At 71.7% G+C, this 26,692-nt stretch carries 31 protein-coding genes; 20 read left to right on the top strand and 11 right to left on the bottom strand.

Annotated elements, in window-relative coordinates; all coding sequences use genetic code 11:
* Positions 1–74 precede the first annotated feature (74 nt).
* Together OHO27_RS07075 and OHO27_RS07070 are read right to left on the bottom strand one after the other, a co-directional pair.
* Complete coding sequence (locus OHO27_RS07075) at positions 75–1,166, bottom strand: enolase C-terminal domain-like protein (RefSeq protein WP_328421354.1); 1,092 nt, start codon at positions 1,164–1,166, stop codon at positions 75–77.
* An 18-nt stretch (positions 1,167–1,184) separates the two neighbouring features.
* On the bottom strand, positions 1,185–2,141 hold the full coding sequence (locus OHO27_RS07070) for an LLM class F420-dependent oxidoreductase (RefSeq protein WP_328421352.1): 957 nt from the start codon (positions 2,139–2,141) through the stop codon (positions 1,185–1,187).
* A 222-nt stretch (positions 2,142–2,363) separates the two neighbouring features.
* Here OHO27_RS07070 and OHO27_RS07065 point away from each other — a divergent pair, with 222 nt between their 5' ends.
* From OHO27_RS07065 to OHO27_RS07005, 13 genes are all read left to right on the top strand, one after another.
* Positions 2,364–3,839, top strand: a complete 1,476-nt coding sequence (locus tag OHO27_RS07065) for an NAD(P)/FAD-dependent oxidoreductase (RefSeq protein ID WP_328421351.1) — start codon at positions 2,364–2,366, stop codon at positions 3,837–3,839.
* Positions 3,840–3,999: 160 nt separating this feature from the next.
* Entirely contained in the window at positions 4,000–5,847 is a 1,848-nt protein-coding gene (locus OHO27_RS07060; protein WP_328421349.1) for a transketolase, read from the top strand.
* Entirely contained in the window at positions 5,844–6,773 is a 930-nt protein-coding gene (gene ligD / locus OHO27_RS07055; RefSeq protein WP_328421347.1) for a non-homologous end-joining DNA ligase, read from the top strand. Before OHO27_RS07060 ends, ligD begins: the two co-directional genes overlap by 4 nt.
* A 60-nt stretch (positions 6,774–6,833) precedes the next feature.
* Entirely contained in the window at positions 6,834–7,175 is a 342-nt protein-coding gene (locus OHO27_RS07050) for a gas vesicle protein GvpO (protein WP_328421345.1), read from the top strand.
* A 51-nt stretch (positions 7,176–7,226) separates the two neighbouring features.
* The gene (locus OHO27_RS07045; RefSeq protein ID WP_328421343.1) at positions 7,227–7,661 is read left to right on the top strand and encodes a gas vesicle structural protein GvpA; all 435 of its coding nucleotides are present in this window, start codon (positions 7,227–7,229) and stop codon (positions 7,659–7,661) included.
* Positions 7,658–8,428 carry a GvpL/GvpF family gas vesicle protein gene (locus OHO27_RS07040; RefSeq protein WP_328421341.1) on the top strand — a complete coding sequence of 257 codons (771 nt, stop codon included), beginning with the start codon at positions 7,658–7,660 and terminating at the stop codon, positions 8,426–8,428. Before OHO27_RS07045 ends, OHO27_RS07040 begins: the two co-directional genes overlap by 4 nt.
* Before the next feature lie 4 nt (positions 8,429–8,432).
* Complete coding sequence (locus OHO27_RS07035; protein ID WP_328421339.1) at positions 8,433–8,696, top strand: gas vesicle protein GvpG; 264 nt, start codon at positions 8,433–8,435, stop codon at positions 8,694–8,696.
* The gene (locus OHO27_RS07030) at positions 8,693–9,316 is read left to right on the top strand and encodes a DNA primase (RefSeq protein WP_328421337.1); all 624 of its coding nucleotides are present in this window, start codon (positions 8,693–8,695) and stop codon (positions 9,314–9,316) included. The genes OHO27_RS07035 and OHO27_RS07030 overlap by 4 nt, the downstream gene beginning before the upstream one ends.
* On the top strand, positions 9,313–10,452 hold the full coding sequence (locus OHO27_RS07025; RefSeq protein ID WP_328421335.1) for an SRPBCC family protein: 1,140 nt from the start codon (positions 9,313–9,315) through the stop codon (positions 10,450–10,452). Before OHO27_RS07030 ends, OHO27_RS07025 begins: the two co-directional genes overlap by 4 nt.
* A complete protein-coding gene (locus OHO27_RS07020) occupies positions 10,449–10,775 on the top strand; it encodes a gas vesicle protein (RefSeq protein ID WP_328421333.1) in 327 nt (108 codons plus the stop codon). Before OHO27_RS07025 ends, OHO27_RS07020 begins: the two co-directional genes overlap by 4 nt.
* Complete coding sequence (locus OHO27_RS07015; RefSeq protein WP_328421331.1) at positions 10,772–11,584, top strand: GvpL/GvpF family gas vesicle protein; 813 nt, start codon at positions 10,772–10,774, stop codon at positions 11,582–11,584. The genes OHO27_RS07020 and OHO27_RS07015 overlap by 4 nt, the downstream gene beginning before the upstream one ends.
* Complete coding sequence (locus OHO27_RS07010) at positions 11,581–11,769, top strand: gas vesicle protein (RefSeq protein WP_030953078.1); 189 nt, start codon at positions 11,581–11,583, stop codon at positions 11,767–11,769. The genes OHO27_RS07015 and OHO27_RS07010 overlap by 4 nt, the downstream gene beginning before the upstream one ends.
* Positions 11,766–12,050 carry a gas vesicle protein K gene (locus OHO27_RS07005; protein ID WP_328421329.1) on the top strand — a complete coding sequence of 95 codons (285 nt, stop codon included), beginning with the start codon at positions 11,766–11,768 and terminating at the stop codon, positions 12,048–12,050. The genes OHO27_RS07010 and OHO27_RS07005 overlap by 4 nt, the downstream gene beginning before the upstream one ends.
* A gap of 59 nt (positions 12,051–12,109) precedes the next feature.
* Here the strand turns inward: OHO27_RS07005 and OHO27_RS07000 are convergent, their stop codons facing one another.
* The 3 genes from OHO27_RS07000 to OHO27_RS06990 form a co-directional block, all read right to left on the bottom strand.
* Entirely contained in the window at positions 12,110–12,280 is a 171-nt protein-coding gene (locus OHO27_RS07000) for a hypothetical protein (RefSeq protein WP_030047999.1), read from the bottom strand.
* 41 nt (positions 12,281–12,321) lie between these two features.
* Positions 12,322–13,155 carry a class I SAM-dependent methyltransferase gene (locus OHO27_RS06995; RefSeq protein ID WP_328421325.1) on the bottom strand — a complete coding sequence of 278 codons (834 nt, stop codon included), beginning with the start codon at positions 13,153–13,155 and terminating at the stop codon, positions 12,322–12,324.
* A gap of 132 nt (positions 13,156–13,287) precedes the next feature.
* Positions 13,288–14,781 (bottom strand): bifunctional phosphatase PAP2/diacylglycerol kinase family protein, encoded by a 1,494-nt coding sequence (locus OHO27_RS06990; protein ID WP_328421323.1) that lies wholly within the window; start codon positions 14,779–14,781, stop codon positions 13,288–13,290.
* A 72-nt stretch (positions 14,782–14,853) separates the two neighbouring features.
* Between OHO27_RS06990 and OHO27_RS06985 the strand changes: the two genes are divergently transcribed.
* Both OHO27_RS06985 and OHO27_RS06980 read left to right on the top strand, forming a co-directional pair.
* Positions 14,854–15,513 carry a histidine phosphatase family protein gene (locus OHO27_RS06985; protein ID WP_328421322.1) on the top strand — a complete coding sequence of 220 codons (660 nt, stop codon included), beginning with the start codon at positions 14,854–14,856 and terminating at the stop codon, positions 15,511–15,513.
* A 78-nt stretch (positions 15,514–15,591) separates the two neighbouring features.
* Positions 15,592–17,211, top strand: coding sequence for an ABC-F family ATP-binding cassette domain-containing protein (locus tag OHO27_RS06980; protein ID WP_328421320.1), 1,620 nt, complete (start codon positions 15,592–15,594; stop codon positions 17,209–17,211).
* 63 nt (positions 17,212–17,274) lie between these two features.
* Here the strand turns inward: OHO27_RS06980 and OHO27_RS06975 are convergent, their stop codons facing one another.
* The gene (locus tag OHO27_RS06975; protein WP_328421318.1) at positions 17,275–18,381 is read right to left on the bottom strand and encodes a baeRF2 domain-containing protein; all 1,107 of its coding nucleotides are present in this window, start codon (positions 18,379–18,381) and stop codon (positions 17,275–17,277) included.
* A 59-nt stretch (positions 18,382–18,440) separates the two neighbouring features.
* Between OHO27_RS06975 and OHO27_RS06970 the strand changes: the two genes are divergently transcribed.
* On the top strand, positions 18,441–18,698 hold the full coding sequence (locus OHO27_RS06970; protein WP_328421316.1) for a DUF6158 family protein: 258 nt from the start codon (positions 18,441–18,443) through the stop codon (positions 18,696–18,698).
* A 57-nt stretch (positions 18,699–18,755) separates the two neighbouring features.
* Here the strand turns inward: OHO27_RS06970 and OHO27_RS06965 are convergent, their stop codons facing one another.
* The 3 genes from OHO27_RS06965 to OHO27_RS06955 form a co-directional block, all read right to left on the bottom strand.
* Positions 18,756–19,310, bottom strand: coding sequence for a type 1 glutamine amidotransferase domain-containing protein (locus tag OHO27_RS06965; protein WP_328430371.1), 555 nt, complete (start codon positions 19,308–19,310; stop codon positions 18,756–18,758).
* Positions 19,311–19,605: 295 nt separating this feature from the next.
* A complete protein-coding gene (locus tag OHO27_RS06960; protein WP_328421315.1) occupies positions 19,606–20,025 on the bottom strand; it encodes a CBS domain-containing protein in 420 nt (139 codons plus the stop codon).
* An 86-nt stretch (positions 20,026–20,111) separates the two neighbouring features.
* Positions 20,112–20,513, bottom strand: coding sequence for a DUF2795 domain-containing protein (locus tag OHO27_RS06955; protein ID WP_328421313.1), 402 nt, complete (start codon positions 20,511–20,513; stop codon positions 20,112–20,114).
* Positions 20,514–20,645: 132 nt separating this feature from the next.
* Between OHO27_RS06955 and OHO27_RS06950 the strand changes: the two genes are divergently transcribed.
* Positions 20,646–20,777: a hypothetical protein gene (locus OHO27_RS06950; protein ID WP_328421311.1), complete on the top strand. Its 132-nt coding sequence runs from the start codon at positions 20,646–20,648 to the stop codon at positions 20,775–20,777.
* A 43-nt stretch (positions 20,778–20,820) separates the two neighbouring features.
* Here OHO27_RS06950 and OHO27_RS06945 read toward each other — a convergent pair whose 3' ends face one another.
* Positions 20,821–22,632, bottom strand: a complete 1,812-nt coding sequence (locus OHO27_RS06945) for a thiamine pyrophosphate-requiring protein (RefSeq protein ID WP_328421309.1) — start codon at positions 22,630–22,632, stop codon at positions 20,821–20,823.
* A gap of 247 nt (positions 22,633–22,879) precedes the next feature.
* Between OHO27_RS06945 and OHO27_RS06940 the strand changes: the two genes are divergently transcribed.
* Complete coding sequence (locus OHO27_RS06940) at positions 22,880–23,671, top strand: RNA polymerase sigma factor SigF (RefSeq protein ID WP_328421307.1); 792 nt, start codon at positions 22,880–22,882, stop codon at positions 23,669–23,671.
* Positions 23,672–23,687: 16 nt separating this feature from the next.
* Here the strand turns inward: OHO27_RS06940 and OHO27_RS06935 are convergent, their stop codons facing one another.
* Positions 23,688–24,833 carry a PAS domain-containing protein gene (locus tag OHO27_RS06935; protein WP_328421305.1) on the bottom strand — a complete coding sequence of 382 codons (1,146 nt, stop codon included), beginning with the start codon at positions 24,831–24,833 and terminating at the stop codon, positions 23,688–23,690.
* A 123-nt stretch (positions 24,834–24,956) separates the two neighbouring features.
* Here OHO27_RS06935 and OHO27_RS06930 point away from each other — a divergent pair, with 123 nt between their 5' ends.
* Positions 24,957–25,673 carry an ANTAR domain-containing response regulator gene (locus tag OHO27_RS06930; protein WP_328421303.1) on the top strand — a complete coding sequence of 239 codons (717 nt, stop codon included), beginning with the start codon at positions 24,957–24,959 and terminating at the stop codon, positions 25,671–25,673.
* Positions 25,674–25,826: 153 nt separating this feature from the next.
* On the top strand, positions 25,827–26,684 hold the full coding sequence (locus tag OHO27_RS06925; RefSeq protein ID WP_328421301.1) for a hypothetical protein: 858 nt from the start codon (positions 25,827–25,829) through the stop codon (positions 26,682–26,684).
* The last annotated feature ends 8 nt before the right edge of the window (positions 26,685–26,692 follow it).

Here is a 26,692-nt window from a genome sequence, read left to right as displayed (position 1 = left end):
CGCGCGGCAGGTGACCCGCGTGACGCGTCGCTGGGCCGTGGCCCGGGGTGTTCCTCGGCGACCTGGCACTTCTGCTAGGCGACCCGGTACTCCTGGACCTCCTCCGCCCGCAACGTCAGCCCATGGCCGATGCCCTGGGTCGGGGCCACCGTGCCGCCTGTCGGGTCCAGGGCGCCGGTGAAGAGCATGTCCTCCAGGCGGACGTGGTCGTGGAACCACTCGATGTGGCGGAGGTTGGGGATGGCGGCCGCCGCGGCGGCATGGGCGTGCGGGGCGCAGTGGGCCGAGACGTCCAGTCCGTGGGCCTGGGCCAGCGCTGCGGCGCGCAGGAACTCCGTGATGCCGCCGCAGCGGGTGGCGTCTATCTGGAGGCAGTCGACCGCGCCCGCGGTGATCGCGCGGGCGAAGTAGGGGAGGTCGTAGCCGTAGGCGCCGGCCGCGACGTCGCACGGCAGACAGTCGCGGACCAGGCGCAGGCCCGTCAGATCGTCCGAGGACACCGGCTCCTCGAACCAGCCGACGCCGTGCTCGGCGAGGGCGTGGCCGACGCGGACCGCCTGCTTGCGGGTGTATGCGCCGTTGGCATCCACGTACAACTCCGCCTCGCGGCCGATCACTTGACGCGCGGCCTCGACCCGGGCCACGTCGCGCAGCACCGCGCGACCCCGGTCCTCACCGATCTTGATCTTCACGCGCGGGATGTGCTGGCCGTGCACCCAGCCGTTCAGCTGCGCGGTCAGATGCTTGTCGTGGTACGTCGTGAAGCCGCCGCTGCCGTAGACGGGGACGCGTTCGCGGCACGTGCCGAGGAGCCGGGCCAGGGACAGTTCGAGGAGGCGGGCCTTGAGGTCCCACAGGGCGATGTCCAGCGCCGAGATCGCGCACGCGACGACGCCGGGGCGGCCCGCGTTGCGGATCGCGCGGGACATCGCGTCGTGCGCGGCCGGGATGTCCAGGGCGTTGCGGCCCTCGACCAGGGGTGCCAGATGGTCGCGCAGGAAGTCGCCGACGGCCGCCGGGCCGTATGTCCAGCCGGTGCCGGTCGCGTCGCCCGCCGCCACCTCGGCGATCACCACGGTGGTGGAGTTCCAGGTCAGCGTGCCGTCCGCCTCGGGGGCGTCGGTGGGGACCGTGTAGACGGAGACGACGGGGAGATGGAGTTTCATGGGGTCGGGCCACCCCTCTCAGCGCTGGAGCTGCGGCAGCACCTTCGTACGGTAGAAGTCGAAGAACCCGCGTTGGTCGGGTCCGATCTGGTTGACGTAGATCCGGTCGAAGCCCGCCTCGGCGAAGGCGTTCAGCGCGGACACGTGCTCGTCGGTGTCGTCCCCGCACACCGTGTTCTCGCGCACCATCTGCTCGGTGATCAATGGCTCCAGCTGCTCGAAGTGGCTCGGCGAGGGCAGGATCTGGCCCATCTCGCCGGGCAGCAGCTGGTTGGACCACAGGCGGCGGACGGTGCGTACGGCCTCGTCGCGGTCCGTGCCGTAACAGACCTTCGTGCCGCCCATGACCGGCTTGGCGTTCCCGCCGCCCTTTCGGAACTGGGTGACCAGTTCCTCGTCGGGCATCATCGTGATGAAGCCGTCGCCGACCCGCGCCGCGAGGGACGTCGCCGCCGGGCCGAAGCCGGAGATGTCGATCTCGACGGGCTCGTCGGGGACCGTGTAGAGGCGGGCGTTCTCTACCCGGTAGTGGGTGCCGTAGTGGCTGATCTCGTCGCCGGAGAAGAGCCGGCGCATGATCAGGATGGCCTCCTCCAGCATCTCCATGCGCACGCTCGCGGGCGGCCACACATGGCCGAGGATGTGCTCGTTCAGGGCCTCGCCGGTACCGACGCCGAGGCGGAAGCGGCCGTTCGTCATCACCGCGCAGGTCGCCGCCGCCTGGGCCACCACCGCCGGGTGGATCCGCACGGTCGGGCAGGTCACGGCCGTCTCGATGGGCAGGGACACCGCCTCCGAGAGCGCGCCGATCACCGACCACACGAAGGGGCTCTGGCCCTGCGCGTCGTTCCACGGGTGGTAGTGGTCCGAGATCCACAGCGACTGGAATCCGGCCTGCTCGGCCATCCGCGCCTGCTCGACGAGGTCGGCAGGGCGGAACTCCTCGGTCGCCAGGAAGTAGCCGTACTCGGGCATGGGGGCACCTCCGGGACTGCCGCGTCGGCGGCGCGGGACGGGTCGCGCCCCGGGTACCCGCAGGTCCGGCCGGAAACCGGACCGGCCGTCCTGTCCTGCCGCCTCGATGTGCCGCCGTGACGTGCCGGAAACCGGTGCTGCACCCCGGCGCGCACGTTTGGCGGTCCTGGCTAGGGGGACGCGGAAGGCTCCCGAGGTACGCGACAGGCCCGGAGGCCAACCGTGAGTCGACCCCGCATAGTGATCGTCGGCGCCGGCTTCGCCGGGTACCGGGCGGCACGCACCCTGTCCCGGATCACCCGGCGCCACGCCGACATCACCCTGCTGAACCCGACCGACTACTTCCTGTATCTGCCCCTGCTGCCCCAGGTCGCCGCCGGCATCCTGGAACCACGCCGGGTGACCGTCTCGCTCTCCGGCACCCTGCGCCACGTGCGGCTCGTGCTGGGCGAGGCCGACACCATCGACCTGGACGGACACACCGTCCACTACACGGGCCCCGAGGGCGACGTGGGTTCCCTGCCCTTCGACCGGCTGATCCTCGCCGCGGGCAGCGTGAACAAGCTGTTGCCCATCCCGGGCGTCGCCGAGCACGCGCACGGCTTCCGCGGCCTTCCCGAGGCGCTGTATCTGCGCGACCACGTGACCCGGCAGGTGGAACTGGCGGCCACCGCGGACGACCCCAAAAGCTGCGCCGCACGATGCACCTTCGTGGTGGTGGGCGCCGGGTACACCGGCACGGAGGTCGCCGCGCAGGGCCAGTTGTTCACCGACTCCCAGGTGCGCAAGCACCCCCTGCGCACGGGCATGCGGCCGCGCTGGCTGCTGCTGGACATCGCCGACCGTGTGCTGCCCGAGCTGGACGAGAGGCTGTCGCGGACCGCCGACCGGGTGCTGCGGCAGCGGGGCGTGGACGTGCGGATGGGCACCTCGGTGAAGGAGGCCACGCACAACGGGGTGGTGCTGAGCGACGGCTCGTTCGTCGACACCCGCACCCTGGTGTGGTGCGTCGGCGTACGGCCCGATCCGCTCGCCGAGTCCCTCGAACTGCCCATGGAGAAGGGCCGCCTGCTCGTCGACCCGCACCTCCAGGTGCCGGGCCGGCCCGAGTTGTTCGCCGCCGGGGACGCGGCTGCCGTGCCCGACCTGGAGAAGCCCGGTGAGTACACGCCGATGACCGCCCAGCACGCCTGGCGGCAGGGCAGGACGGTGGGCCAGAACGTGGCCGCGTCCCTCGGCATGGGCGAGCGGCGCGCCTACCGCCACCGTGACATGGGCTTCGTCGTCGACCTGGGCGGCGTCAAGGCCGCGGCCAACCCGCTCGGCATCCCCCTGTCCGGCGTGGCGGCGGGCGCGGTGACCCGCGGCTACCACCTTGCGGCCATGCCCGGCAACCGCGTCCGCGTCGCCGCCGACTGGCTCCTGGACGCCGTACTGCCGCGTCAGGCCGTGCAGTTGGGGCTGGTGCGGTCGTGGTCGGTACCGCTGGACACGGCGTCGCCGGAGCTGGCCCGGGTGCCGGGACGGTCGGAGACCGGGGCCCAGGACAAGAAGGCGGAGCAGGCCGGCGTGCCTGCCGGGAACCAGCCGGGCGGCGAGCCCGCCGAGAACCAGGCCGACGGTCCGGGAGGAACCGAACAGCCCGACCCCGTCCAGGACCCCGACGCCGCCAAGCACCCCGAACCCCCGGCCCCGTGAAGCGGCCCAACTCCCGAGCGGGCGGCCGCGAGCCGAGCCCCGGTACCGACGCCGACACGGACGGCCGGCCTCCCCCGGGGACCCCGGCCGTCCACAAACCGCACCCGGACGCGCCCATCGCCCCCGAACCCCGCTCCCAGCACCCTTCGCAAGGAGACTCATGAACACCGCTGAACTCGTCGAACTGGCCCAGCAGCTGCGGGTGGACAGCGTGCGTGCCTCCGACGCCGCGGGATCGGGGCATCCGACCTCGTCGATGTCCGCCGCGGATCTGATGGCCGTACTCCTCGCGGAGCACCTCCGCTACGACATCGACCGGCCGGCCCACCCCGGCAACGACCGCTTCGTCCTCTCCAAGGGACACGCCTCGCCCCTCCTGTACGCCGCGTACAAGGCTGCCGGTGCCATCGAGGACGGCGAACTGGTCACCTTCCGCAAGCTCGGCAGCCGGCTCGAAGGGCATCCGACGCCGCGGCGGCTGCCGTGGGTGGAGACCGCGACCGGGTCGCTCGGGCAGGGACTGCCGGTCGGCGTCGGCATCGCGCTGGCAGGGCAGCGGCTGGACCGGACCGGGTACCGGGTGTGGGTGCTGTGCGGGGACAGCGAGCTCGCCGAGGGGTCCGTGTGGGAGGCCGCCGAGCACGCGGCGTACGAGCATCTGGACAACCTCACCGCCATCGTCGACGTGAACCGGCTCGGCCAGCGCGGCCCGACCCGGCACGGTCATGACCTCGACGCCTATGCCCGCCGCTTCCAGGCCTTCGGCTGGCACACCATCGAGGTCGACGGGCACGACGTGGACGCCATCGACCGTGCGTACGCGGAGGCCGAGTCCACCGTCGGGCAGCCCACCGTGATCCTCGCTCGGACCCTCAAGGGCAAGGGCGTCGCGGCCGTCGAGGACCGCGAGGGACTGCACGGCAAGCCGCTGCCGGAACCCGACGAGGCCATCGCCGAGCTCGGCGGACGGCGCGACCTGCGCATCCACGTCCACGAGCCGTCCGCGACCCGCATGCTGCACTCCGTACCCGACGGACGCCTCGCCCTGCCCCGCTGGGACAAGGGGGAGGAGGTCGCCACCCGCAACGCCTACGGCGAGGCGCTCGCCGCGCTCGGCACCGGTCGCGGCGACATCGTCGCCCTCGACGGCGAGGTGAGCGACTCCACCCGCGCCGAGTTCTTCGCCAAGGAACACCCCGACCGCTTCTTCGAGTGCTACATCGCCGAACAGCAGCTGGTCGCCGCGGCGGTGGGGCTCGCGACCCGCGGCTGGGTGCCGTACGCCTCCACCTTCGCCGCCTTCCTGACCCGCGCCCACGACTTCGTGCGCATGGCGTCCGTCAGCGGCGCCGGCATCAACCTCGTCGGCTCGCACGCGGGCGTCGCGATCGGGCAGGACGGGCCGAGCCAGATGGGCCTGGAGGACCTGGCGATGATGCGGGCCGTGTACGGCTCGACCGTGCTGTACCCGTGCGACGCCAACCAGACCGCCCAGCTCGTCGCAGCCATGGCAGGCCTGGAGGGCGTCCGCTATCTGCGCACCTCGCGCGGCGGTGCCCCGGTCATCTACGGCCCCGACGAGGAGTTCCCGGTCGGTGGCAGCAAGGTGCTGCGCTCCAGTGACCACGACCGGCTGACCGTCGTCGCGGCCGGTGTCACCGTGCACGAGGCGCTCGCCGCCGCCGACGTCCTGGCGCGCGAGGGCATCCAGGTCAGGGTCGTCGACCTCTACTCGGTCAAGCCCGTCGACCGGGACACCCTGCGCCGGGCCGCCGAGGAGACCGGCTTGCTGCTCACCGTGGAGGACCACCACGAGGAGGGCGGCATCGGCGACGCCGTCCTCGACGCGTTCCTCGACGGGCGCCCGGTGCCCCGCCTGGTGCGCCTCGCCGTCCGCATGATGCCGGGCTCGGCCTCGCCGGACGAGCAGCTGCACGCCGCGGGCATCGACGCCGCGTCCATCGCCGCCGCGGGCAAGCTGCTGGTGGAGGAGGCGGTCGTACGGTGACCGAGGACGACGGTACGAGGAAGGTGCGGGCGGGCCGCCGTACCGTCGAGGTCAAACGCGCCGACAAGGTGCTCTTTCCCGGTGATGGGGGCGCGAAGGAATACACCAAGGGCGATCTCGTCGACTACTACCGGTCCGTCGCCGAGTTCATGCTGCCGCACCTGCGCGGCCGTCCGCTGATGCTGGAGCGGCACCCCGACGGCGTCGACGGCCCGCAGTTCATGCAGAAGAACACCCCGGAGCACTACCCGGACTGGATCACCCGCGTCGAGGTCGCCAAGGAGGACGGCACCGTCTGCCACACGGTCTGCGACGACGTCGCGACCCTCGTCTTCCTCGCCGACCAGGCCTGTCTCACCCTGCACCGCTGGCTGTCGCGCACCGACGACGTCCACCGGCCCGACCGCATGGTCTTCGACCTCGACCCGGCCGGGGACGACTTCGGGCAGGTGAGGGAGGCGGCCGGGCTGCTGGGCGAACTGCTCGACGAGCTGAAGCTGCCGTCGGCGCCGATGACCACCGGTTCGCGCGGCCTGCACATCGTGGTGCCGCTCAAGGGAGAGGAAAACTTCGACCAGGTACGCGAGTTCGCCCGGGACGCCGCCGACACCCTCGCCGCCGCCCACCCGGACCGGCTGACCACCGCCGCCCGCAAGAAGGACCGCGGCGACCGCCTCTACCTCGACGTGCAGCGCAACGCCTACGCCCAGACAGCGGTCGCGCCCTACACCGTGCGCCCCCGTCCCGGCGCACCCGTCGCCACCCCGCTGACCTGGTCACACCTGGACGACCCGGACCTCGACGCCCGCCGCTGGACCATCGCGGACGCCGTCGAACAGGCCCGCACCAACCCATGGGAGGGGGTGATGAGCCGGCCCCGTGCGCTGGGACCCGCACGCCGTCGGCTCGACGCACTCCGTGGCTGAGACACGCAAACTCTTGGGTTTGGCCAAGGCCTTCCGGGCCACTCGCCGTTGGAGGCGCCCATGACTGATTCACAGAACTCACCCAAATCATCCAGACAACGACAGGAACGACAGGGCGGGGCGGACGACAAGCCGACCCCCATGGAGGTGTTGCGCCAGGCACGCGCCCAGCTCGCCGAACTCACCGGCAAGGACGCCGAGACGGTGTCCTCGTTCGAACATACCGAGGACGGCTGGGCACTGGAGATCGAGGTCCTGGAGCTGAGCCGCGTCCCCGACACGATGAGCCTGATGGCGAGCTACCAGGTGGAACTCGACCACCAGGGGCAGCTCACCGGCTATCGCCGTGTCCGCCGCTACGAACGCGGACGGTCCGACGCACGCAGGTCCGGCGGCCGCTAGGCCGCTCGCCCACGCCCGTCACACCATTCCCGGACAAGGAGAAAGATCAGCATGACCGTGGTACCCGCACAGCAGTCCGGCGGCGGAGGCGGCAGCAGCGGCCTCTACGACGTGCTGGAGCTCGTCCTGGACAGGGGGCTCGTCATTGACGCATTCATACGGGTCTCTCTCGTCGGCATCGAGATCCTGAAGATCGACGTCCGGGTCGTCGTCGCCAGCGTCGACACCTATCTCCGCTTCGCGGAGGCGTGCAACCGGCTCGACCTGGAGGCGGGCCCGCGCAAGAGCCCGGGCCTGCCCGACCTCGTCGGGGAGATCACCGAGTCCGGCGCACGCGGCAAGTCCAAGGGGGCGCTGTCCGGCGCCGCCGAGACCATCTCGGACGCCTTCAAGCAGGCGCGGGACGACGGGGACGAAGGCGAGCGCGAGTCCAGGCCGCGCGCTCGCAAGTCCACCGCGTCCCGCAGGAAGGAGGAGCAGGAGTGAGCACGTACGTGTACGGCATCACCGCGAGCTCGCACCCCTCACTTCCGAGCGCCGTGGGCGGCGTCGGCGACCCGCCGCGCCAGCTGCGCATGCTGAAGCAGGGCGACCTGGCGGCCCTCGTCAGCGACGCCCCCGAAGGGCTGCGCCCCAAGCGCAGGGAGCTGCTGGCTCACTCGAACGTGCTCGCCGAGGCGGGCGCGTCCGGCTGTGTGCTGCCCATGCGGTTCGGCAGCGTCGCCCCTGACGACGACACGGTCACCGGCGTCCTCGCCGAACGCGCCGAGCACTACAAGGAGCGGCTCGCGGCCCTGGACGGCAAGGTCGAGTACAACATCAAGGCCAGCCACGCCGAGGAGGCCGTACTGCACCGGGTGCTCTCCGAGAACCCGGAGATCCGGGCCATCACGGAGGCCAACCGGCAGGCGGGCGGCGGCACCTACGAGGAGCGGCTGCGGCTCGGCGAGATGGTGGTCGCCGCGGTCAAGGCCCAGGAGGCCGAGGACGCCACCGACGTCCAGCACACCCTGGAACCGGCCGCGGACGCGGTCAGCGTGGGCCCCGAATCCTCCGGCTGGCTCGCCAACGTGTCGTTCCTGGTGGACCGCGGCGGGGTCGAGACCTTCCTCACGGCCGTGGAGCAGCTCCGCAAGGGACATCCGCACCTCGACCTGCGTCTCAACGGTCCGCTGCCGCCGTACAGCTTCGTCGAACCCGGCCCCGCCGAGCACGCGGGAACCACGCTCGGCGCGGAGAGCGCGGAGGAGTGAGGCCGTGGGGCTGCTCGGAGAGGTACTGCTGCTGCCGTTCGCCCCGGTGCGCGGCAGCGCATGGGTGATCGGACAGGTCTTGCAGGAGGCGGAGCGCCTCTACTACGACCCGGCGACGGTGCGCGCCGAACTCGCCGCCCTGGAGGAGCAGTTGACCTCGGGCGAGATCGAGGAGGACGAGTTCGACCGCCGGGAGGACGAACTCCTCGACCGGCTGGAGATCGCGCTCGGACACACGGCACCGGAAAGTGATGGGACGGCACTATGAATCGATTGGGACTGGGCCTCGCGGTAGGGGCCGGATACCTGCTCGGACGTACGAAGAAGATGAAACTGGCGTTCGCCGTCGGCACCATGGTGGCCGGCAAGCGGATGCATCTGAGCCCGCGGGCGCTCGCGGACCTGGTGTCTCAGCAACTGCAGAACAACCCGCAGTTCAAGGAGATCGGGGACCAGCTGCGCGAGGACCTGCGCGGTGTCGGACAGGCCGCGTCGGGCGCCCTCGTCGAGCGGCAGCTCGACGCCTTCGCCGACCGGCTGCACGGGCGCACCGCACAGGTGCGTGACCAGCTGGAGGGCGTGGTTCCCGAGACTCCGGATCTCGGTGGCAGGGACGAGGACTCCGAGGAGTCGGAGTACGACGAGCCCGAGGCCTCGGATTCCGGGTCCGAGGAGTCCGAGGACAAGCCGCGCCGGAAGACGGCCAAGAAGGCTCCGGCGGCTCCGGCGAAGAAGACCGCCAAGTCGGCGGCCAAGAAGGCGCCCGCCAAGAAGACGGCGGCCAAGAAGACGACAGCGAAGAAGACGGCCGCCAAGAAGACGACCGCCGCACGAGGGGCCGCCCGGAGCGCGCGGGCCCGGGTGCCGAAGGGTGGTGGCGAGCGATGACCGACACGCTCGGATCTGCGAGTTCGACCGCCCGCGGGGCGAAGGAATCGCTCAGCGGCGTCGCCCAGAGTGAGGCAGCCGACCGGCTCAAGGCCGAACTGCGGGACTACGTGGCCGCACAGGCCACGCGATTGCTGACCGACGCCGGCCGCAAGCTCGGCGAGACCACGGGGAAGCTGAACGACATAGCCGAGGGCAAGAGCCCGGGCTTGGGCAAACTCGCCCTGGACGGCGGCCGCAAGCTCGCCGAGGGCAAGGGCCCCCTGCGCTCCGCCCTGGAGCTGGGCGCCTCCCGGGCCAAGGACAGCGTGACCGGGGCGCTGAAGAACCTCGTCGGCGGCAAGGGCAAAGGCAAGGGCGGTGCGGGCAAGAAGCCCACCGTCATCCTCGAGTACGTCGACGTCGGCGTACCGCTGCGCACCGCCTACGACCAGTGGACCCAGTACCAGGACTTCAGCACCTTCGCGAAGGGCGTGAAGAACGCGAACCGTGCCGACGACACCAGTTCCGACTGGCAGCTGAAGGTCTTCTGGTCCAACCGCAGCTGGAAGGCGCACACCACGGAGCAGGTGCCCGACGACCGCATCGCGTGGTCGTCGGAGGGCGCCAAGGGCACCACGAAGGGCGTCGTCTCCTTCCACCGGCTCGCCGAGAACCTCACCCGCGTCCTGCTGGTCATCGAGTACTACCCCAAGGGCCTGTTCGAGAAGACCGGCAACATCTGGCGCGCCCAGGGCCGCCGCGCCCGCCTCGACCTCAAGAACTACGTCCGCTTCATCACCCTCAAGGGCGAGGCGGAGGACGGCTGGCGCGGGGAGATCCGCGACGGCGAGGTCGTCCGCAGCCACGAGGACGCGGTCGCGGAGGAGGACGAGGAGGCGTACGAAGGAGAAGAGGAGGAGGACGAGGAAGCGCCTCGCGCCGAGGAGGAGGAAGAGGCCGGGCCGGACGAGGAGGACGCGGAGTACTCGGACGAGGACGCGGAGGAGCCGGAGGAGGAGTACGAGGCCGAGGGCGAGGCCGATGACGAGTACGAGTACGAAGACGAACCCGAGGCCGAGGAGGAGTCCGAGAAGGAGCCCGAGGACGAGGACGTCGACGAGGCCGAGTACGCCGGTGGCGGGAGCCGCCGATGACGACCCCCGGGCGGCTGCCCCAGCCCTACGGCCACGACGGCGGCGCCAACCTCGCCGACATCCTCGAGCGCGTGCTCGACAAGGGCGTGGTCATCGCGGGCGACATCCGGATCAACCTGCTCGACATCGAACTCCTCACCATCAAGCTGAGGCTCATCGTCGCCTCGGTGGACAAGGCGAAGGAGATGGGCATCGACTGGTGGGAGGACGACCCGGCACTGTCCACACGGGCCCGCCGCGACGAACTCAGCCGGGAGAACGCCGAGTTGCGTGAGCGCCTGGCCCAGCTGGAGCCCGCCCGGGCACAGGAGGAGGCCCCATGACCGCACTGCGTTACGTCTACGCCGTCTGCCGCCCCTTTCGCTCGGCCCTCCAGGTCCAGCTGACGGGGGTGGCCGGGGCGCCGCCGAAGCAGCTGACCCACCACGGCCTGATCGCCGTCGTCAGTACGGTGCCCGAGGCGGACTTCGCCGAGGAGCCGCTGCGGGCCCATCTGGAGGACATGGAGTGGCTCACGGCGACGGCCCGCGCCCACCAGACGGTCATCGACTCGCTCACCGTCGTCACCACCCCGCTGCCGCTGCGGCTCGCCACCGTCTTCCGGGACGACAGCGGCGTACGCACGATGATGGAGGCCCGTGAGGAGGACTTCCGGCGCATCCTCGACCGGCTGGAGGGTCGGGTCGAGTGGGGCGTGAAGGTGTACGCCGAGACGGAGCCCACGGAAGCCGTGCAGCCCACCGAGTCCGCCGGGCCCACGGAGACCGGCCGGTCGGAGTCCGCGGCGACCTCCGGCCGCGACTATCTGCGCCGGCGTCGCACGCAGACGCGCGCTCGCGAGGACGTGTGGCAAAAGACTGCCGCATTCGCCGGACGGCTGCACGAAAAGCTTTCCGCGTTCGCCGAGGATTCCCGGCTGCACGCCCCGCAGAGCGCCACGCTCTCCGGGGCGTCCGGGCAGAATGTACTCAACGCCGCCTATCTGGTACCGCGTGCCGATTCCGAGGAATTCGTGGAACTGGTGGACCGGGAGAAGGATGACGTCCCAGGAATCCGGGTCGAACTCACCGGGCCCTGGGCGGCCTATTCGTTCACCGAGGAGTTCGCGGAGGAACCGGAGGAGCGGCAGTGACCGTCGTGGAACGGCGTGAGGTCGCCCTCGTGGACCTGCTCGACCGGCTGCTCGCCGGGGGAGTCGTCGTCACGGGGGACATCACTTTGCGCATCGCGGACGTCGATCTCGTCCGTATCGACCTGAACGCACTGATCAGCTCCGTCAACGAGCAGGTTCCGTCGCCCTGGGGGGAGTTGACGTGACATCACAACGCAACCGCCTGGATCTCGAACCCGATACCGTGGAACGCGACCTCGTGAAACTCGTCCTGACGGTCGTGGAGTTGCTGCGCCAGCTCATGGAGCGCCAGGCGGTGCGCCGCTTCGACACGGGCGAGCTGAGCGAGGAGCAGGAGGAGCGCATCGGGCTCACGCTGATGCTGCTCGACGATCGCATGACCGAGCTGCGCGAGCGCTACGGACTGCGGCCCGAGGACCTCAATCTGGACCTCGGGCCGCTGGGACCGCTGCTTCCCCGGGAGTGAATTCAGTGGGGGTGGATGCAGTTCTGTGAGTTCAGTTCACTCCCGGCATATCCTTTTTCTCACCACCGATACCAGCGGCCCCTGCCTCCTGCCGCGGTTGTGCCGCGCATCACGAATCCAAGGAGCCACAGTACGAGGACCACGACCGCGATCCACCAGAGTGCCTTCAGTGCAAATCCGGCACCGAAGAGAATCAGAGCCAGTAGCAGTACGAGCAGAATAGGAACCATAATTTGACCTCCTGCTCGCCGGGTTTCCAGAAAGGCGCGATTCAGGCGTCCTTACGGCACAGAATTTCCCCGTGCAGCACGCTGAACCAGCCGTCGTCGTGGCGCCCCCACTCCTGCCAGGCCTCCGACACGGCCCGCAACTGCTCCGCACTCGCGTGCCCGCCCTCGGTGGCCCGCTCGGCATACGCCGAGGCCAGCGTGCGATCCGCCCACAGCCCGCTCCACCAGGCCCGCTCGTCCGGCGCCGCGAAGGTCCAGGTGCTCGACGTGGCGGTGATGTCCGTGAGCCCCGCCCGCAGTGCCCAGGACCGCAGCCGGCGCCCCGCGTCCGGCTCACCGCCGTTGGCGCGGGCGACCCGGCGGTACAGGTCGAGCCAGGCGTCCATCCCCGGGGAGGCCGGATACCAGGCCATGGCCGCGTAGTCCGAGTCCCGGACCGCGATGAGGCCGCCCGGCCTGGTCACCCGCCTCATCTCGCGCAGCGCCGCCACCGGATCGCCGACGTGCTGGAGCATCTGGTGGGCGTGGACCACGCAGAACGTGTCGTCCGGGAAGTCCAGGGCGTGCACGTCGGCGACCGTGAAGCCGACGTTCGTCAGGCCGCGTCCGGCGGCCGTGGCGCGGGCATGCTCCAGGATCTCCGGTGCCCGGTCGACGCCGGTGACGTGTCCGTCGGGGACCAGGGCCGCGAGGTCGGCGGTGATCGTGCCCGGGCCGCAGCCGACGTCCAGGACCGTCATGTGCGGCTCCAGCGAACCGAGCAGGTAGGCCGCCGAGTTGGCGGCGGTGCGCCAGGTGTGCGAACGCAGCACGGACTCGTGGTGCCCGTGCGTGTAGACGGCGGTCTCCTGCGGCTTCGGGTGCGCCTTCGACATGCCTGTTCCCCTCGTCTCGGCGTACCGGCCCAGGGGCGCACGGCCCCGGGGCGGTACCCGACACCGTACGCGCCCATGTTGAATGTTGAGACCTGCGTTTTACTATCTGGACGTCGGGACTCCCTCGACCGATCAGGAGCCGGGCAGCGGCCGGTAGACCGTCAGCGCCTCCGGCAGCTTCTCCAGCGTCACCTCGCCGCCCACCTCGGTGACTTCGCCGTCGTACGCGAGCAGCGCGCCCGGTGTGACACCGGACAGGTGCAGCCGGCGGACCTGGACAGCGGCGTGGGCCGGGGAGCGGGTCAGCGGGCCCGCCACGGCGGCCGCGAGCAGGCGCAGCGCGGGCCGGCGACCGCCGTGCACGACCCGTACGTCGAGCACGCCGTCCGCGAGATTCAGGCGCCGGGCCGGGGCGAGGCCCATCCGGTGGTACGTGCCGTTGCCGGCGAACAGCATCCACAACGGGTGGGCGCGGCCCGCGACTTCGGCGTGCAGCGGATGGCGGTCGCTGCGCAGGACGCGCAGGGCCGCGAGCACTCCGGCCGGCCAGGTGCCGACCCGGTGCTCGAAGCGGTCCCTCTCGCGCACCAGCTCCGGATACACGCCGAGGCTGCACGTGTTGAGGAACAGACCCTGCTGTCCGTCGCAGGTGAACCGGCCCACGTCCACGCGCACGGCCTCGCCGCGCTGGATGGCCCGGCTCAGATCGCGTTCGTCCTCCACGCCCAGGTCGAGCGCGAAGTGGTTCAACGTGCCGCCGGGCAGCACCGCGAGGGGCCGCCCGTACAGCAGCGCGACCTCCGCGGCCGCGTTCACCGTGCCGTCGCCGCCGCAAACGCCGAGCACCCGGGCCCGCTCCGCCGCCTTGTGCAACTCGGCCCGGGTGTTGTCCGGTTCGCACTCGACGAGCTCGGCGCGCGGCAGCATGTCCAGCAGCGCGTGCACCCGGTCGGAGCTGCCGGACCCCTTGTTCGCCACCACGACCAGGCCGTCTCCCTCGGTCAGTGCCGGGACGTCCGTACGGGGCCGGGCCGGCGGGACCGCCCGGTCACGCGTCGGCACCATGCCCCGTACGGCGAACGCGGCACCCGCGCCCAGAGCCGCGCCCGCCAGCACGTCGCTCGGGAAGTGGACGCCGGTGTACACCCGCGACAGCGCGACCGACCAGGCGATCGGGGCCACCGCCAGACCCCACGCGGGCGACTCCAGCGCGACACCCGTGGCGAACGCGGCCGCCGACGCGGCGTGTCCGGACGGGAACGACGTGGTGATCGGCTGCCGCTTCAGCTGCCGGATCGCCGGTACGGGGTCCAGTACGGGGCGGGGGCGGCGCACCGACCGCTTGCCGAGGGTGTTGATGGTCAGTGAGGCCAGGCTCAAGGAGGCGATGCCGCGGACCGCGGCCCTGCGGCCCCGGGGTGTCCGGCTTGCGGCCATGGCGGCGGCCGTCGCGAACCACAGCACCCCGTGGTTGGCGCTCCGGCTCAGCTTCGGCAGGACCCGCTCGGCATACGGCCAGTTCCGCTCGGCGGCGAACTCGAACAGCCGGGAGTCGAGAGCGAGGAGCCGGTTGCGCAGGGCATGGCGGCCGCGCTTGGACAGGGTGAGGTCGACGTCTGGGCTCATACAGGGGTGGGTACCCTGAAGTGGCCGATTGCTGTCCGGCCAGTGGTGACCGACACACGGAGGAACCCGTACATGCGCCTGCTCCTCGTCCGCCACGGTCAGACCACCGCCAACCTGGACTATCTGCTGGACACGGCAGTCCCGGGCGCTGGCCTGACCGCGCTCGGCGAGCAGCAGGCCGCCGCCCTGCCCGAGGCGCTGGCCGACGAGGACATCGACGCGATCTACGCATCCACCCTGGTCCGCACCCAGCGCACCGCCGCCCCGCTGGCCGCCGCACGCGGCCTGGAGGTGCTCGTCCGGGACGGGATCCGTGAGGTGTTCGCGGGCGATCTGGAGATGCTGCGCGGCGACACGGAGGCCGGGCACACCTACATGAAGACCGTGTTCGCCTGGGTGGCCGGCGACACCGAACTGCGCGTGCCGGGCGGCGAGAGCGGTACCGAGGTGCTGGCGCGCTACGACTCCGTGATCGCCGAGGCCGCCGGCAGCGGGGCCGGGGCCGTCGCCATGGTCAGCCACGGCGCCGTGATCCGCATGTGGACGGCGGCCCGGGCCACCAACGTCGACGTCCCCTTCGCCGCGGCGCACCCGCTCGACAACACCGGGGTGGTGGTCCTGGAAGGGGCGCCCGAAAGCGGCTGGAAGGCGCTCTCGTGGGCGGGAGCGGTCGTCACCCCCGCGGGCGACAGCGGACCGGCCGGACAGGCCGTCGACGAGGACGCGCCGTAGGGCTGGAGGGCCGAAACCGCCCGGCCTTCGCAATATGAGTTTGCCCGGGCTCCGCGGCGGCCCCCACAATTCGACCCCATGGGACATCTGGAAGCCGCGCACCTCGAGTACTACCTCCCCGACGGGAGGGCGTTGCTCGGCGACGTGTCCTTCCGGGTGGGCGAAGGCGCCGTCGTGGCGCTGGTCGGCCCCAACGGTGCCGGCAAGACGACCCTGCTGCGGCTGATCTCCGGAGAGCTGAAGCCGCATGGCGGCACCGTCACCGTCAGTGGCGGGCTCGGCGTGATGCGGCAGTTCGTGGGGTCCGTACGGGACGAGACGACCGTCCGCGACCTGCTGGTGTCGGTCGCGCCGCCCCGGATCCGAGAGGCGGCGAAGGCGGTCGACACCGCCGAGCACGGGATCATGACCGTCGACGACGAGGCTGCCCAGCTGAAGTACGCGCAAGCCCTCTCCGACTGGGCCGAGGCGCGCGGCTACGAGGCCGAGACGCTGTGGGACATGTGCACCACGGCCGCGCTCGGCGTGCCGTACGACAAGGCGCAGTGGCGGCAGGTGAGCACGCTGTCCGGCGGCGAGCAGAAGCGGCTCGTGCTGGAGGCCCTCCTGCGGGGCACCGACGAGGTGCTGCTGCTCGACGAGCCCGACAACTACCTCGACGTACCCGGCAAGCGGTGGCTGGAGGAGCGGCTGAAGGAGACCCGTAAGACGGTCCTCTTCGTCTCCCACGACCGCGAACTCCTCGCCCGCGCCGCCGAGAAGATCGTCTCTGTCGAGCCCTCACCGGCGGGCGCGGACGCCTGGGTGCACGGTGGCGGCTTCGCCACCTATCACGAGGCCCGGCGCGCCCGCTTCGCCCGCTTCGAGGAGTTGCGCAAACGCTGGGACGAGAAGCACGCCCAGCTGAAGAAGCTGGTGCTGGCACTGCGGCAAGCCGCCGAGAACAGCCCCGACATGGCCTCCCGCTACCGCGCCGCCCAGACCCGGCTGCGCAAGTTTGAGGAGGCGGGGCCGCCGCCGGAGCCGCCGCGCGAGCAGGACATCAGGATGCGGCTGAAGGGCGGGCGTACCGGGGTGCGGGCCGTCACCTGTGAGGCGCTTGAGCTCACGGGTCTGATGAAGCCGTTCTCCCTGGAGGTCTTCTACGGCGAACGAGTCGCCGTCCTCGGCTCCAACGGGTCCGGCAAGTCCCACTTCCTGCGGCTGCTGGCCGGGGAGGGGGTGGCGCACACGGGGGAGTGGAAGCTCGGGGCGCGTGTCGTGCCGGGGCACTTCGCGCAGACGCACGCGCACCCCGAGCTGCTGGGGCGGACCCTGCTCGACATTCTGTGGAAGGAGCATGCCCAGGACCGCGGGGCCGCGATGTCCCGCCTGCGCCGCTATGAGCTGACCCAGCAGGCCGAGCAGGCCTTCGACCGGCTCTCCGGGGGGCAGCAGGCCCGGTTCCAGATCCTTCTGCTGGAGCTGGAGGGTGTCACTGCGCTGCTCCTCGACGAGCCGACGGACAACCTCGACCTGGAGTCCGCCGAGGCTCTGCAGGAAGGGCTGGAGGCCTTCGAGGGGACGGTGCTGGCCGTCACGCACGACCGGTGGTTCGCCCGGTCGTTCGATCGGTATCTGGTGTTCGGCAGCGACGGGCGTGTCCGTGAGACGCCGGAGCCGGTGTGGGACGAGCGGAGGGTGGAGCGGGCGCGGTAGCTCTCCTCGCCCGCACCGCCCCTACCCGCCCCCGTGAGCTGCCGCCCCCAGGGGGCAGACCGCTCACGTCCAGCGCAGCAGTGCTCCCAACCCGCCCGCCGGGTGCTTCTCCGGCCCCGTCGGGGTGACCGACAACGCTCCGGCGCCCGTCGCGACCGCGCACCGGAGCAGGGCGTCGTCGGCTCGGGCCGACCAGGAGTTCTGTTCGCCGAGGATCTTCAGGTCGGTGCGGCGCACCGCCAGCTGGTCCGGGTCCTCGCCGACCCAGACCTCCCGGTGGGCGTCGGGGCTGTCCGGGCGGATCAGGAGTTCATCGATGCGGTGCTCGCGCGCGGCCTCCATCAGGGCGGGTACGCCCTCCACGGCTCCGGCGCGGCCCTCGGGCCCGGGCTCGCGGGCCGCCAGGAACCGTTCCAGTTCCCGCGCCGCCCGCTGCCGTACGTGGTCCGCGCGGGCCTGTTCGACGTCCTCGTCGAGCAGTCGGCTGCCGGTGCCGTGCGGGGCCTCGACCACGAGGTCGTGCAGCCGCTGCGGCAGGCGTTCGTGCACGGTCCGCCGCTCGCGGTCGTCCCCCACGAGGATCAGCAGGTCGGCACGGGTCTCTTCCTGGCAGACAGTGAGCGCGTCGGCGATCTCGGCCGCGTTGTGCTCCCAGGTGTTCTCCACCTTGAGCTGGAAGTGCCGCTCGGACCAGTCGGCCGTGCTCGTCCGGTGCACCGGATGCTGCCGCCCGGTGACCGCACCGACGTCCTGCCGGCCCAGCGCGGTGCGCAGCTCGAAGGCGGCGCCCCTGCGGTCGACGTACGCCACCACGCACACCGGGTCCTCGCCCGCCAGCTCCAGCAGGGGAGCGGTGTGCGGCAGCGGCGCCCAGTTCGCGCTGTCGCGCTGCGGGGCGCGGGCCAGGGGCGGATCCAGGGCCACCTCACCCGCCCGGGCGAAGATCGCGCGGCCGTGCGGCTCCGATGAGTGCTCCAGTCCTTCCAGCGCGTCCCGTACGGCCCGGCAGGTCGCGTCGTCGGCTCCCTGCCCGGCCAGCTCGCGGGACAGGGCCCTGGCCGTCAGGTGCCGCTCATGAGGAGTGTCCTCCGTATGCCGCGACGTGCCCACGTACACGGAGGCCCAGGGCCCGGGGTGTTCGTACAGTGGATGCAGGAAGGCGAGATCCATGGCTGTCTCCCGTACTCCGCTCGGGTGCTGTGTGCTCAGCGGGCGGGTACCCGGACCGCATGACTGAACACGACGAGCGGGGTACCACCATGACCGGAGTCGACCCCGGCCGGCTGGACGACCAGCAGCTCATGAAGGAGCTGGAGACCATCCACCGGACGCGCCACGACACGCTGCTGTACGGCTCGAACGACGCGCTGCGGGCCCACAACGATCGCATGGCGCAGCTGGAGGGCGAATACCTGCGCCGCAACCCACGCCGCACCGTGGCCCCGGGCCGCACCCGCGAGGGCGCCCGCGACCGCGGCACGGGCTGAGAACGGGCACCCCGGATGACCCCCGGATGAGGTGACCCCCGGATGAGGTGGGCCGCGTCAGACGGCCTCCCTCCTGGACTCCCTGGCGAACACCTCCAGGAACGTCTCGCAGAACGCCTTCAGATCGTCCGGCTTGCGGCTGGTGACCAGCTTGTTGTTGCCGTGGTCGCAGATCCGCACCTGCTCGTCGACCCAGGTGCCGCCCGCGTTGCGGATGTCCGTCTGCAGGCTCGGCCAGGAGGTCAGCACCCGGCCGCGCACGACGTCCGCCTCCACCAGCGTCCACGCGGCATGGCAGATCGCGGCGACCGGCCGGCCCTGCTCGAAGAAGTCCCGCACGAACGCGACGGCCTTGCTGTTCGTCCGCAGATAGTCCGGGTTGGCGACCCCGCCCGGCAGGACCAGCCCGCCGAAGGAGTCGGCCGACGTCTCACCCACGACCTCCTGCACGGGGAACTTGTCGGCCTTGTCGAGATGGTGGAACGCCTGGATCGTGCCCGGCTTCGTCGACACGAGCACCGGCTCATGGCCCGCGTTCACCGCCGCCTGCCACGGATCGGTGAGCTCGACCTCCTCGACGCCCTCGGGTGCGGTCAGAAATGCGATACGCATGATGCCTCGACTCTCCTTGTCGGCCCTGAAGTGGGCCTCGTCGCTCATGAAGCGCTTCTTGTCCCGCGCGACACCGGCCGCCGACGCGGCACGAGATGCCACGCGTGGGGATCGCCGCGTCCGCCGCGCAGCGGGGGCCTGACCTGGCCGGCGTGCAGGCACATGATCGCGGCCGGCCCGCCGGACGGCAGCGACTCCGGAAAGCTGTGGAGGTGCTGCTCGACCGGCTTGACCTCAGACGGCGGACGGTGGCGCCGTAGGCGCTGATCCCGCCGGGCCGGTCGTGGCTCACCGGTCACCCGCCCGGAGCGGCGCGGCTGATGTCCGCCAGCGCCGAGTCGGGGTCCTCGGTCTCCGCGAGGTCGCCGAGGCTGACGACGCCGACCGGGAGCCCGCCCTCGACGACCGGCAGCCGCCGTACGGAGTGCTCGCGCATCAACGCGACCGCGACGGAGACCCGTTCGCCCGGGTCGATCACCACCGGGTTGCGGGTGCACACCGACCGGACGCTCACCGTCAGCGGATCGGCGCCGTCCGCGACCGCCCGCACCGTGATGTCACGGTCGGTGAGGACACCCACGACGTCCTGGCCGTCGGCCACCACGACATCACCGATGTCCTGTGCCCGCATCAGCTGTGCCGCCTCGACGAGCGAGGCGTCCGGGCGGACGGCGACCACGCCCGGCGTCATGACGTCCTTCACGAATTCAGCCATCGCTGGCCCTCCTGCGTTCCCGGCCGGTGACGGGTGCCGCGGCCGTGGCGGCGTGACCCCGCCCGCAGTACCCACCGACCGGGCCGCTATGCGTTACTCCGGCGCGTGGACCGCCCGCCCCCGGTCAGGGCCTCGGCCAGCTCCTGGACGTTGGCGTAGCGCGTCGAGCGCGGCAGGCGCTCCATCGGCTCGACCAGGGCGTCGGGGGCGTACCCGCGGCGCAGCACGCCCATCAGCTCCCGCGGGGTCGCCGGGAACGAGTTGCGGCCCAGGAACCGGGCCAGCTCCAGCCGGACCACCGCCAGGGAGGCCGTGGGCGTCCCCGGTGCCACCGGGCCGCCCGCGACCTCAAGGTCGTCGTCGGCGGTCGGTTCCGGATCGTGCCACTCCTCCGTCCGGGTGGGATGCCCGGATCGCAGCAGCCCCTGCAGTTCGTGCTTCATCTCGTCGTCACGATGGACGCTCAGCCGGTCACTGCCTCGCTGCATGACTCCCTCCAGATCTTCGCGTCCGCACCGCGTACCCGCACATCGGAGGCCGACACAGGGTTTGCCGACGGCAGGCAGGGTGACCCGGATCTCATCCCCCACACACGTTCGGTTCTGGGGAAGGACCAGGTCATGGCACTGCTCGCTGTGCTACTCCCGCTTCTCATGCTCGGCGCTGTGCTGGCACTGGGCCGCTACGAGGAACTGCTGCTGCCGAGGGAACCGGACCAGGACCGCCCGGATGGGGCGGCGCTCGGTCACTGAGGCGCCGCCCCCGGGGTGTGCCGCTTCGCGGCTCGGGTCCTGCTCAGTCGCCCTTCCTGTCCCGCTTGTCCCGCCCCGGCAGGAACTCCTGCATCTTCGCCTTGAACCCCTGCCTGATCATCGACCCGCGATCCGCGTCCCCCTTCAGGATCGACGCGGCCGTCGCCTCCATCTGGTCCCACGTGGCGTGCGGGGGGATCGGCGGTACGGCCGGGTCGGTGAGGAACTCGATCACCGCGGGCCCGTCCGCCTCCAGCCCCGCGCGCCAGGCGGCCGCCACGTCCTCAGGCTTCTCCACGCGGATACCGGTCAGGCCGAGGGAGCGGGCGAAGGCGGCGTACTGGACGTCGGGGAGCTCCTGGGACGGCAGGAAGGACGGGGCGCCCTCCATGGCGCGCATCTCCCAGGTGACCTGGTTGAGGTCGTGGTTGTTGAAGATGCCCACGACCAGGCGCGGGTCCTCCCACAGGTCCTTGTACTTCGCCGCGGTGATCAGCTCGGCCAGGCCGTTCATCTGCATCGCCCCGTCCCCGACCAGCGCGATCGCCGGACGGTCCGGGTGGGCGAACTTGGCGCCGATCGCGTACGGCACCCCGCAGCCCATCGTCGCGAGCGTCCCGGACAGCGACCCGCGCATGCCCGGGCGCATCGTCAGGTGGCGGGCGTACCAGTTCGCCGCCGAACCCGAGTCGGAAGAGACGATCGCGTTGTCGGGGAGCAGCGGGTCCAGGGCGCGGGTGACGTACTCCGGGTTGATGGGGTCGGCCGACAGCTTCGCCCGCCCGTCCATGATCTCGTGCCAGCGTGCCACGTTGTCGCACACCGTGTCGTACCACTCGCGACCGCGCTCCTCCGAGCGGATCAGCGGGATCAGCCGCTCCAGCGTCGCCTTCGCGTCGCCGACGAGATTCACCTCGTACGGATAGCGCATCCCGACCATGTGCGGGTCGATGTCGATCTGCACCCCGCGCGCCTTGCCGAACTCCGGCAGGAACTGCGTGTACGGGAAGGAGGACCCGATCGTCAGCAGGGTGTCGCAGTCCCGCATGAGCTCGTACGACGGGCGGGTGCCCAGCAGGCCGATCGCGCCGGTGACGTACGGCAGTGCGTCGCTCAGGGCGTCCTTGCCGAGCAGCGCCTTGGCCACGCCGGCGCCGAGCAGCTCGGCGATCTGCTCCACCTCGGCCCGTGCGCCGGACGCGCCCTGGCCGACCAGGACGGCCACCTTGTCACCGGAGTTGAGGATCTCGGCCGCGCGGCGCACCGAGTCATCGGCGGGGGTCGCCGTCCAGCTACTGCTGTCCAGGCTGGAGGGCACCATCTTGAACTCGTGCGTGGGGGCGGAGTACTCGAGTTCCTGGACGTCGCCGGGAACGATGATCGCCGTGGGGGCGCGGCGGGCGTACGCGGTGCGGATCGCCCGGTCCAGGACGTTCGGCAGCTGCTCGGGGACCGTCACCGTCTCCACGAAGTCCGAGGCGACGTCCTTGTAGAGCGAGTGCAGGTCCACCTCCTGCTGGTACGAGCCGCCCATCGCGGTGCGGTGCGTCTGGCCGACGATCGCCAGGACGGGGACGTGGTCGAGCTTGGCGTCGTACAAGCCGTTGAGCAGATGGATGGCGCCGGGTCCGGAGGTCGCCGCGCACACCCCCAGACGCCCGCTGAACTTGGCGTAGCCGACCGCCTGGAACGCGGACATCTCCTCGTGCCGGGACTGGATGAACAGGGGCTGGTTGTCGGCGCGTCCCCACGCGGCGAGCAGGCCGTTGATGCCGTCGCCGGGATATCCGAAGACGTGCTCCACACCCCACTCGCGCAGGCGCTGCAGGATGTGATCGGCGACCTTGGTGCTCATGCGGGACCTCCTGGGCTCGGTGGGACTGCGCGGCACCGCTCCGAGTGACCCCCCGCGCGGGCGGAAAACCCGCGTGGGTGTTTGCGGACCGGGAGTGAGGGCAGGCGAACAATCAGTGCTTCGGACAGGAGGCACGTCCGTGGGAGCGGCAATTCCCGCCACGGGTGTGTCCGGTCCCCGGCGCGCACCCCGCACTCCCTCGGTGACCGTCCAAGCCAGAGCACAACCAAGGGAGTTGCGACGCACGATGCCCACCTCAGTGAGCGCGAAGCACCACCCGCACGACGACGCCCCCGACACCGCGGAAGACTTCCGCAAGCTCGCCACCCTGCCCGAGGGGCAGCTGCGCGACTCCGTCCGCGAGAGGATCGTCGAGGCGTGGCTGCCCATGGCCAACCGGCTCGCGGGACGTTTCCGCAGCCGCGGCGAGAGCTTTGACGACCTGCGCCAGGTGGCCGCCCTCGGGCTGGTCAAGGCCGTCGACCGCTACGACCCCGAGCGCGGCAACGCCTTCGAGAGCTACGCCGTGCCCACCATCACCGGTGAGATCAAGCGCCACTTCCGCGACCACATGTGGACGCTGCACGTGCCGCGCCGTGTCCAGGACCTGCGTAACCGCGTGCGGTTCGCGGTCCAGGACCTGCAGACCGTCTCGGGCCGCAGGCCGAGCGTCGCGGAGATCGCCGAGCACGCCGACATGAGCGAGGCCGACGTCAAGGTCGGTCTGGAGGCGCTGGAGAGCTTCACCGCCCTGTCGCTGGACGCGGAGCTGCCCGGCAGCGAGGACGGCTACTCGCTCAGCGACGCGCTGGGCTCCGCCGATCCCGCACTGGACACGGTCGTGGACCGCGAGGCCGTGGCGCCGCGGCTGGCGGCCCTGCCCGAGCGTGAGCGCGCCATCTTGTACATGCGCTTCTTCGGGGACATGACGCAGAGCCGGATCGCCGAACAGCTCGGTATCTCGCAGATGCACGTGTCCCGGCTGATCAGCCGGTGCTGCAGCCGGGTGCGCGAGCAAGTGCTCGATGACGTGGGCTGACACGGCCAGGCGCCGCTCAGGGCGTTCCTGTCACAGCAAGTGCGATGTGGCGGGACATGGTGTCCATCGCCCGCGCCTCCGCCATCGAGAACGCCAGGCGGGCGCCGGATCTGAACAGCGTCAGGACGCCTGCCACGGCGCCCTCGACGGCGAGAGGCACACACAGCAGTGAGGTGACGTTCGCCTGTACGAGGACCCGGGCGCCCTCGGCATCATGGCCGAAGGCGTCCGGGTTCGGCGGGCGGACCTGGAGAGCCGGGGAGGCGGTGCGTGCCGTCTCCACCACGAGGGGGCAGCCGGCCGGCGACTGGGCCGCCAGCGTCTTCGCCTCCTTCTCCGAAGGGGCCAGCACGGTCGTACGGGACAGTCCGGTCGCGCCGGCCGCCCCGGCCGTGCCCGTGTCGGCGATGACCCAGTCGGCGAAGCGGCCGTGCAGGACCTGGGCCGCGCGCCGGACGACTGCCTCACGGTCGCCGCGCGGTGCCGTCAGCAGGGCCGTGGTCATCTCGTCCAGGACGTCCATCAGGGCCGCGTGCCGGGTGGTCTCGGTGAGGTCGGGGACCTGGGTCGTGGGGCTGTCGCCCGGAGCCGGGACGCCGGTCGCGCGGAGGTCTCCGGGCTGCAGCACCACCAGCACGGTGGTGTGGGGCTCCCCGCTGGGGCGTACCGCCGTGAGGGTCGCGTGGACCGGGACGGACGGGCGCTGCTGGAGGTGCAGGGTCAGGCTGCGGTCGCCCTCGCCGCGTGCCACCGCGGCGGCCTGCGAACGGAACGCCGCCCGGTCGGCATGGGCGAGGAACCCGGTCAGCGGCCGGCCCGTCGCATAGCCCGCCCGTACGCCGGTGAAGGACGTCGCCGCGAAGTTCAGCCGGCGCACCACCGCTTCCCGGTCCACCAGCGCGACCGGCAGCGGGAACCGCTGGAACACCGCCCGCAGCAGATGCTGTTCCTGACGGTCGGCGGACGTCGTACGGGGCAGCCCGCCCGAGGTCAGCCGCTCGTACGACGGCCACAACTGGGCGGCGACATGGTCCAGTTCGAAGATGGCCGCGTCCAGGACGGTCGGCAGGTCCCCTCCCGTGACGGACCGTGCCGCCTTGAGCTCCGCGACGCGGCGCACGAAATCCGCAAGTTCTTCACCGAATTCGTCGGTCTTCGCCATGGGGACGAACCTAGCTGGCGGCGATAGGGCTCGGGGCGGCGGGGATCCAACTGGTCCCCCTGTTCTCCCGCTGTTTTCCCCGCGCAGTACCGGGAAAGCGCCCAAAATGAGGAGGAGTTGAGGATGCCCGCTCACGATCGTGTCGGTCGCTGGGGAGACCAGTCCGCCGAAGCTGCCCTTCCCGGGCGCAGGCTGTCCGAACTGGTCGAACAGGCCATGCGCTGCACCGCCGACTGCTGCGGCGCGAGCAGCATGGTGGCCGAGTCGGGTGCCGAGCGGCCCGCCGCCGTCACCCACCCCGACCTCGCCGGACTCGTCGCCGTGCAGCTCCGCTCCGGGGACGGGCCCATCCCGGCGGCCCTGGAACGCGGCGAGCCCGTCGACTCGGCCGACCTGCTGCGCGACGACCGCTGGCCGGAGTATCGCGCCATCGCGCTCGACTCGGGGGTGCGCTCCAGCGTCACGCTCCCGTTCCGCCGCTCCGGCCTCACGGTGACGCTCAGTCTCTACAGCTTCCGGCCCGGCGCCTTGGAGGACGTCGTGCACGGGCCCGTGCACGCCCTCGGCGAACTCGCCGCCAGCTGCCTGGTCCGCGACCGCTCCTACCGCGCCGCGCTCAGCGAGCTCGACCATCTCGGCGCCGCCCTGCGCTCCCGGCCCGTCGTCGACCAGGCGTGCGGCATCGTCATGCACGTCCTCGGCTGCGACGCCGACACTGCCTTCGGCGTACTGCGCCGCATCTCCCAGGGCACCAACCGCAAGCTGTCGGACGTCGCCGCCGGGGTGGTCAGCAGGCGGGGGCGCGGGCTGGAGCGGGACTTGGCCGCGCTGCTGAACTGACGGAGCGGTCGACCCGTACGGCGTCACCCACTCGGCCGTCCCCGTCCCGCGAATGGTGCCCGGCCGCGCGCGCCCGGACGCCGGGCGGGCTGTCATGGCTGCGGGGGCACGACCGCCGTACCCCCGCAGCCGTCGGCCGAAGGAGCTCACCCCATGCGCCGCACCGCCCGCGCCCTGTCCGTCGCCGCACTGGCCGGTGTCGTCCTGGGCTTCGTCGCCTCGGCCGCCTTCGCGGAGCCGACCGCGGAGGTCAGCCCCGGCTCCGTCGCCCCGGGCGGCAGCGTCACGGTCTCGGTCTCCTGCGACGCCCTCGGCACAACCGCTCCGGCCACCATCGACGCCACCTCGCAGGCCTTCGAAGAGGGCACCGTCCAGCTGAAGCGGGCCTCCGGCAACGACGAGACGGACGCCGGGCCCGCCTACAGCGGCACCGCTCGTATCCCCCCTGCCGAGAACTTCGAGGAGGACCCGGACGCGGCCGGAGCGGATTCCGCATGGACGGTGGACGGCACCTGCCCGGCGGCGCCCGGCGGGGCGGGCAAGGAGTGGAGCGCGACGCTCACGGTGGCCCTCGACAGTGGTGGCGCCAAGGGTGGTACCGAAGCCGGGGGCAAGGGCAGCGGCGCGGACGGCGGAACCCAGGGGGGCGGCGAGGCCGGCAAGGACGGCACGGAGAGCGGCGGTGAGGGCGGCAAGGAGGGCACCGACGGAGGCTGGAGCGGCACCGACGGGGGCGGCGATCCGTGCACCGAGCCCCACTTGGGCACCACCGAACCCGACAAGGCCGGAAGCGGGTGGGAGGAAGCCGCGCCCTCGGGCAAGGGCGACCACAGCCGGTCACACGCGCAGGACTGCGACGATGCGGCCGTCGACCACGGCGTGCGCGCCGGTGACGGCGGCACCTTCACCGACTCCGTCCCCGCCCTCGTCGCCGGCGGCGTGCTGATCGCGGGCGCGGCCGGCGGTGCGGCGTACCGGCTGCGACGCAAGACACCCACCGCGCAGGACTGACGCCTGTC

It is taken from the genome of Streptomyces sp. NBC_00443 (assembly GCF_036014175.1).
Classification (GTDB): domain Bacteria; phylum Actinomycetota; class Actinomycetes; order Streptomycetales; family Streptomycetaceae; genus Streptomyces.
This window is presented reverse-complemented; position numbering and strand designations above follow the sequence as displayed.

Excerpts from the sequence above, each read along its gene's own strand:
- OHO27_RS07075 (WP_328421354.1), bottom strand. The coding sequence starts at position 1,166 with ATGAAACTCCATCTCCCCGTCGTCTCCGTCTACACGGTCCCCACCGAC.
- OHO27_RS07070 (WP_328421352.1), bottom strand. The coding sequence starts at position 2,141 with ATGCCCGAGTACGGCTACTTCCTGGCGACCGAGGAGTTCCGCCCTGCC.
- OHO27_RS07060 (WP_328421349.1), top strand. The coding sequence starts at position 4,000 with ATGAACACCGCTGAACTCGTCGAACTGGCCCAGCAGCTGCGGGTGGAC.
- OHO27_RS07050 (WP_328421345.1), top strand. The coding sequence starts at position 6,834 with ATGACTGATTCACAGAACTCACCCAAATCATCCAGACAACGACAGGAA.
- OHO27_RS07045 (WP_328421343.1), top strand. The coding sequence starts at position 7,227 with ATGACCGTGGTACCCGCACAGCAGTCCGGCGGCGGAGGCGGCAGCAGC.
- OHO27_RS07030 (WP_328421337.1), top strand. The coding sequence starts at position 8,693 with ATGAATCGATTGGGACTGGGCCTCGCGGTAGGGGCCGGATACCTGCTC.
- OHO27_RS07025 (WP_328421335.1), top strand. The coding sequence starts at position 9,313 with ATGACCGACACGCTCGGATCTGCGAGTTCGACCGCCCGCGGGGCGAAG.
- OHO27_RS07020 (WP_328421333.1), top strand. The coding sequence starts at position 10,449 with ATGACGACCCCCGGGCGGCTGCCCCAGCCCTACGGCCACGACGGCGGC.
- OHO27_RS07015 (WP_328421331.1), top strand. The coding sequence starts at position 10,772 with ATGACCGCACTGCGTTACGTCTACGCCGTCTGCCGCCCCTTTCGCTCG.
- OHO27_RS07000 (WP_030047999.1), bottom strand. The coding sequence starts at position 12,280 with ATGGTTCCTATTCTGCTCGTACTGCTACTGGCTCTGATTCTCTTCGGT.
- OHO27_RS06995 (WP_328421325.1), bottom strand. The coding sequence starts at position 13,155 with ATGTCGAAGGCGCACCCGAAGCCGCAGGAGACCGCCGTCTACACGCAC.
- OHO27_RS06990 (WP_328421323.1), bottom strand. The coding sequence starts at position 14,781 with ATGAGCCCAGACGTCGACCTCACCCTGTCCAAGCGCGGCCGCCATGCC.
- OHO27_RS06985 (WP_328421322.1), top strand. The coding sequence starts at position 14,854 with ATGCGCCTGCTCCTCGTCCGCCACGGTCAGACCACCGCCAACCTGGAC.
- OHO27_RS06980 (WP_328421320.1), top strand. The coding sequence starts at position 15,592 with ATGGGACATCTGGAAGCCGCGCACCTCGAGTACTACCTCCCCGACGGG.
- OHO27_RS06975 (WP_328421318.1), bottom strand. The coding sequence starts at position 18,381 with ATGGATCTCGCCTTCCTGCATCCACTGTACGAACACCCCGGGCCCTGG.
- OHO27_RS06970 (WP_328421316.1), top strand. The coding sequence starts at position 18,441 with ATGACTGAACACGACGAGCGGGGTACCACCATGACCGGAGTCGACCCC.
- OHO27_RS06965 (WP_328430371.1), bottom strand. The coding sequence starts at position 19,310 with ATGCGTATCGCATTTCTGACCGCACCCGAGGGCGTCGAGGAGGTCGAG.
- OHO27_RS06960 (WP_328421315.1), bottom strand. The coding sequence starts at position 20,025 with ATGGCTGAATTCGTGAAGGACGTCATGACGCCGGGCGTGGTCGCCGTC.
- OHO27_RS06955 (WP_328421313.1), bottom strand. The coding sequence starts at position 20,513 with ATGCAGCGAGGCAGTGACCGGCTGAGCGTCCATCGTGACGACGAGATG.
- OHO27_RS06950 (WP_328421311.1), top strand. The coding sequence starts at position 20,646 with ATGGCACTGCTCGCTGTGCTACTCCCGCTTCTCATGCTCGGCGCTGTG.
- OHO27_RS06945 (WP_328421309.1), bottom strand. The coding sequence starts at position 22,632 with ATGAGCACCAAGGTCGCCGATCACATCCTGCAGCGCCTGCGCGAGTGG.
- OHO27_RS06940 (WP_328421307.1), top strand. The coding sequence starts at position 22,880 with ATGCCCACCTCAGTGAGCGCGAAGCACCACCCGCACGACGACGCCCCC.
- OHO27_RS06935 (WP_328421305.1), bottom strand. The coding sequence starts at position 24,833 with ATGGCGAAGACCGACGAATTCGGTGAAGAACTTGCGGATTTCGTGCGC.
- OHO27_RS06930 (WP_328421303.1), top strand. The coding sequence starts at position 24,957 with ATGCCCGCTCACGATCGTGTCGGTCGCTGGGGAGACCAGTCCGCCGAA.
- OHO27_RS06925 (WP_328421301.1), top strand. The coding sequence starts at position 25,827 with ATGCGCCGCACCGCCCGCGCCCTGTCCGTCGCCGCACTGGCCGGTGTC.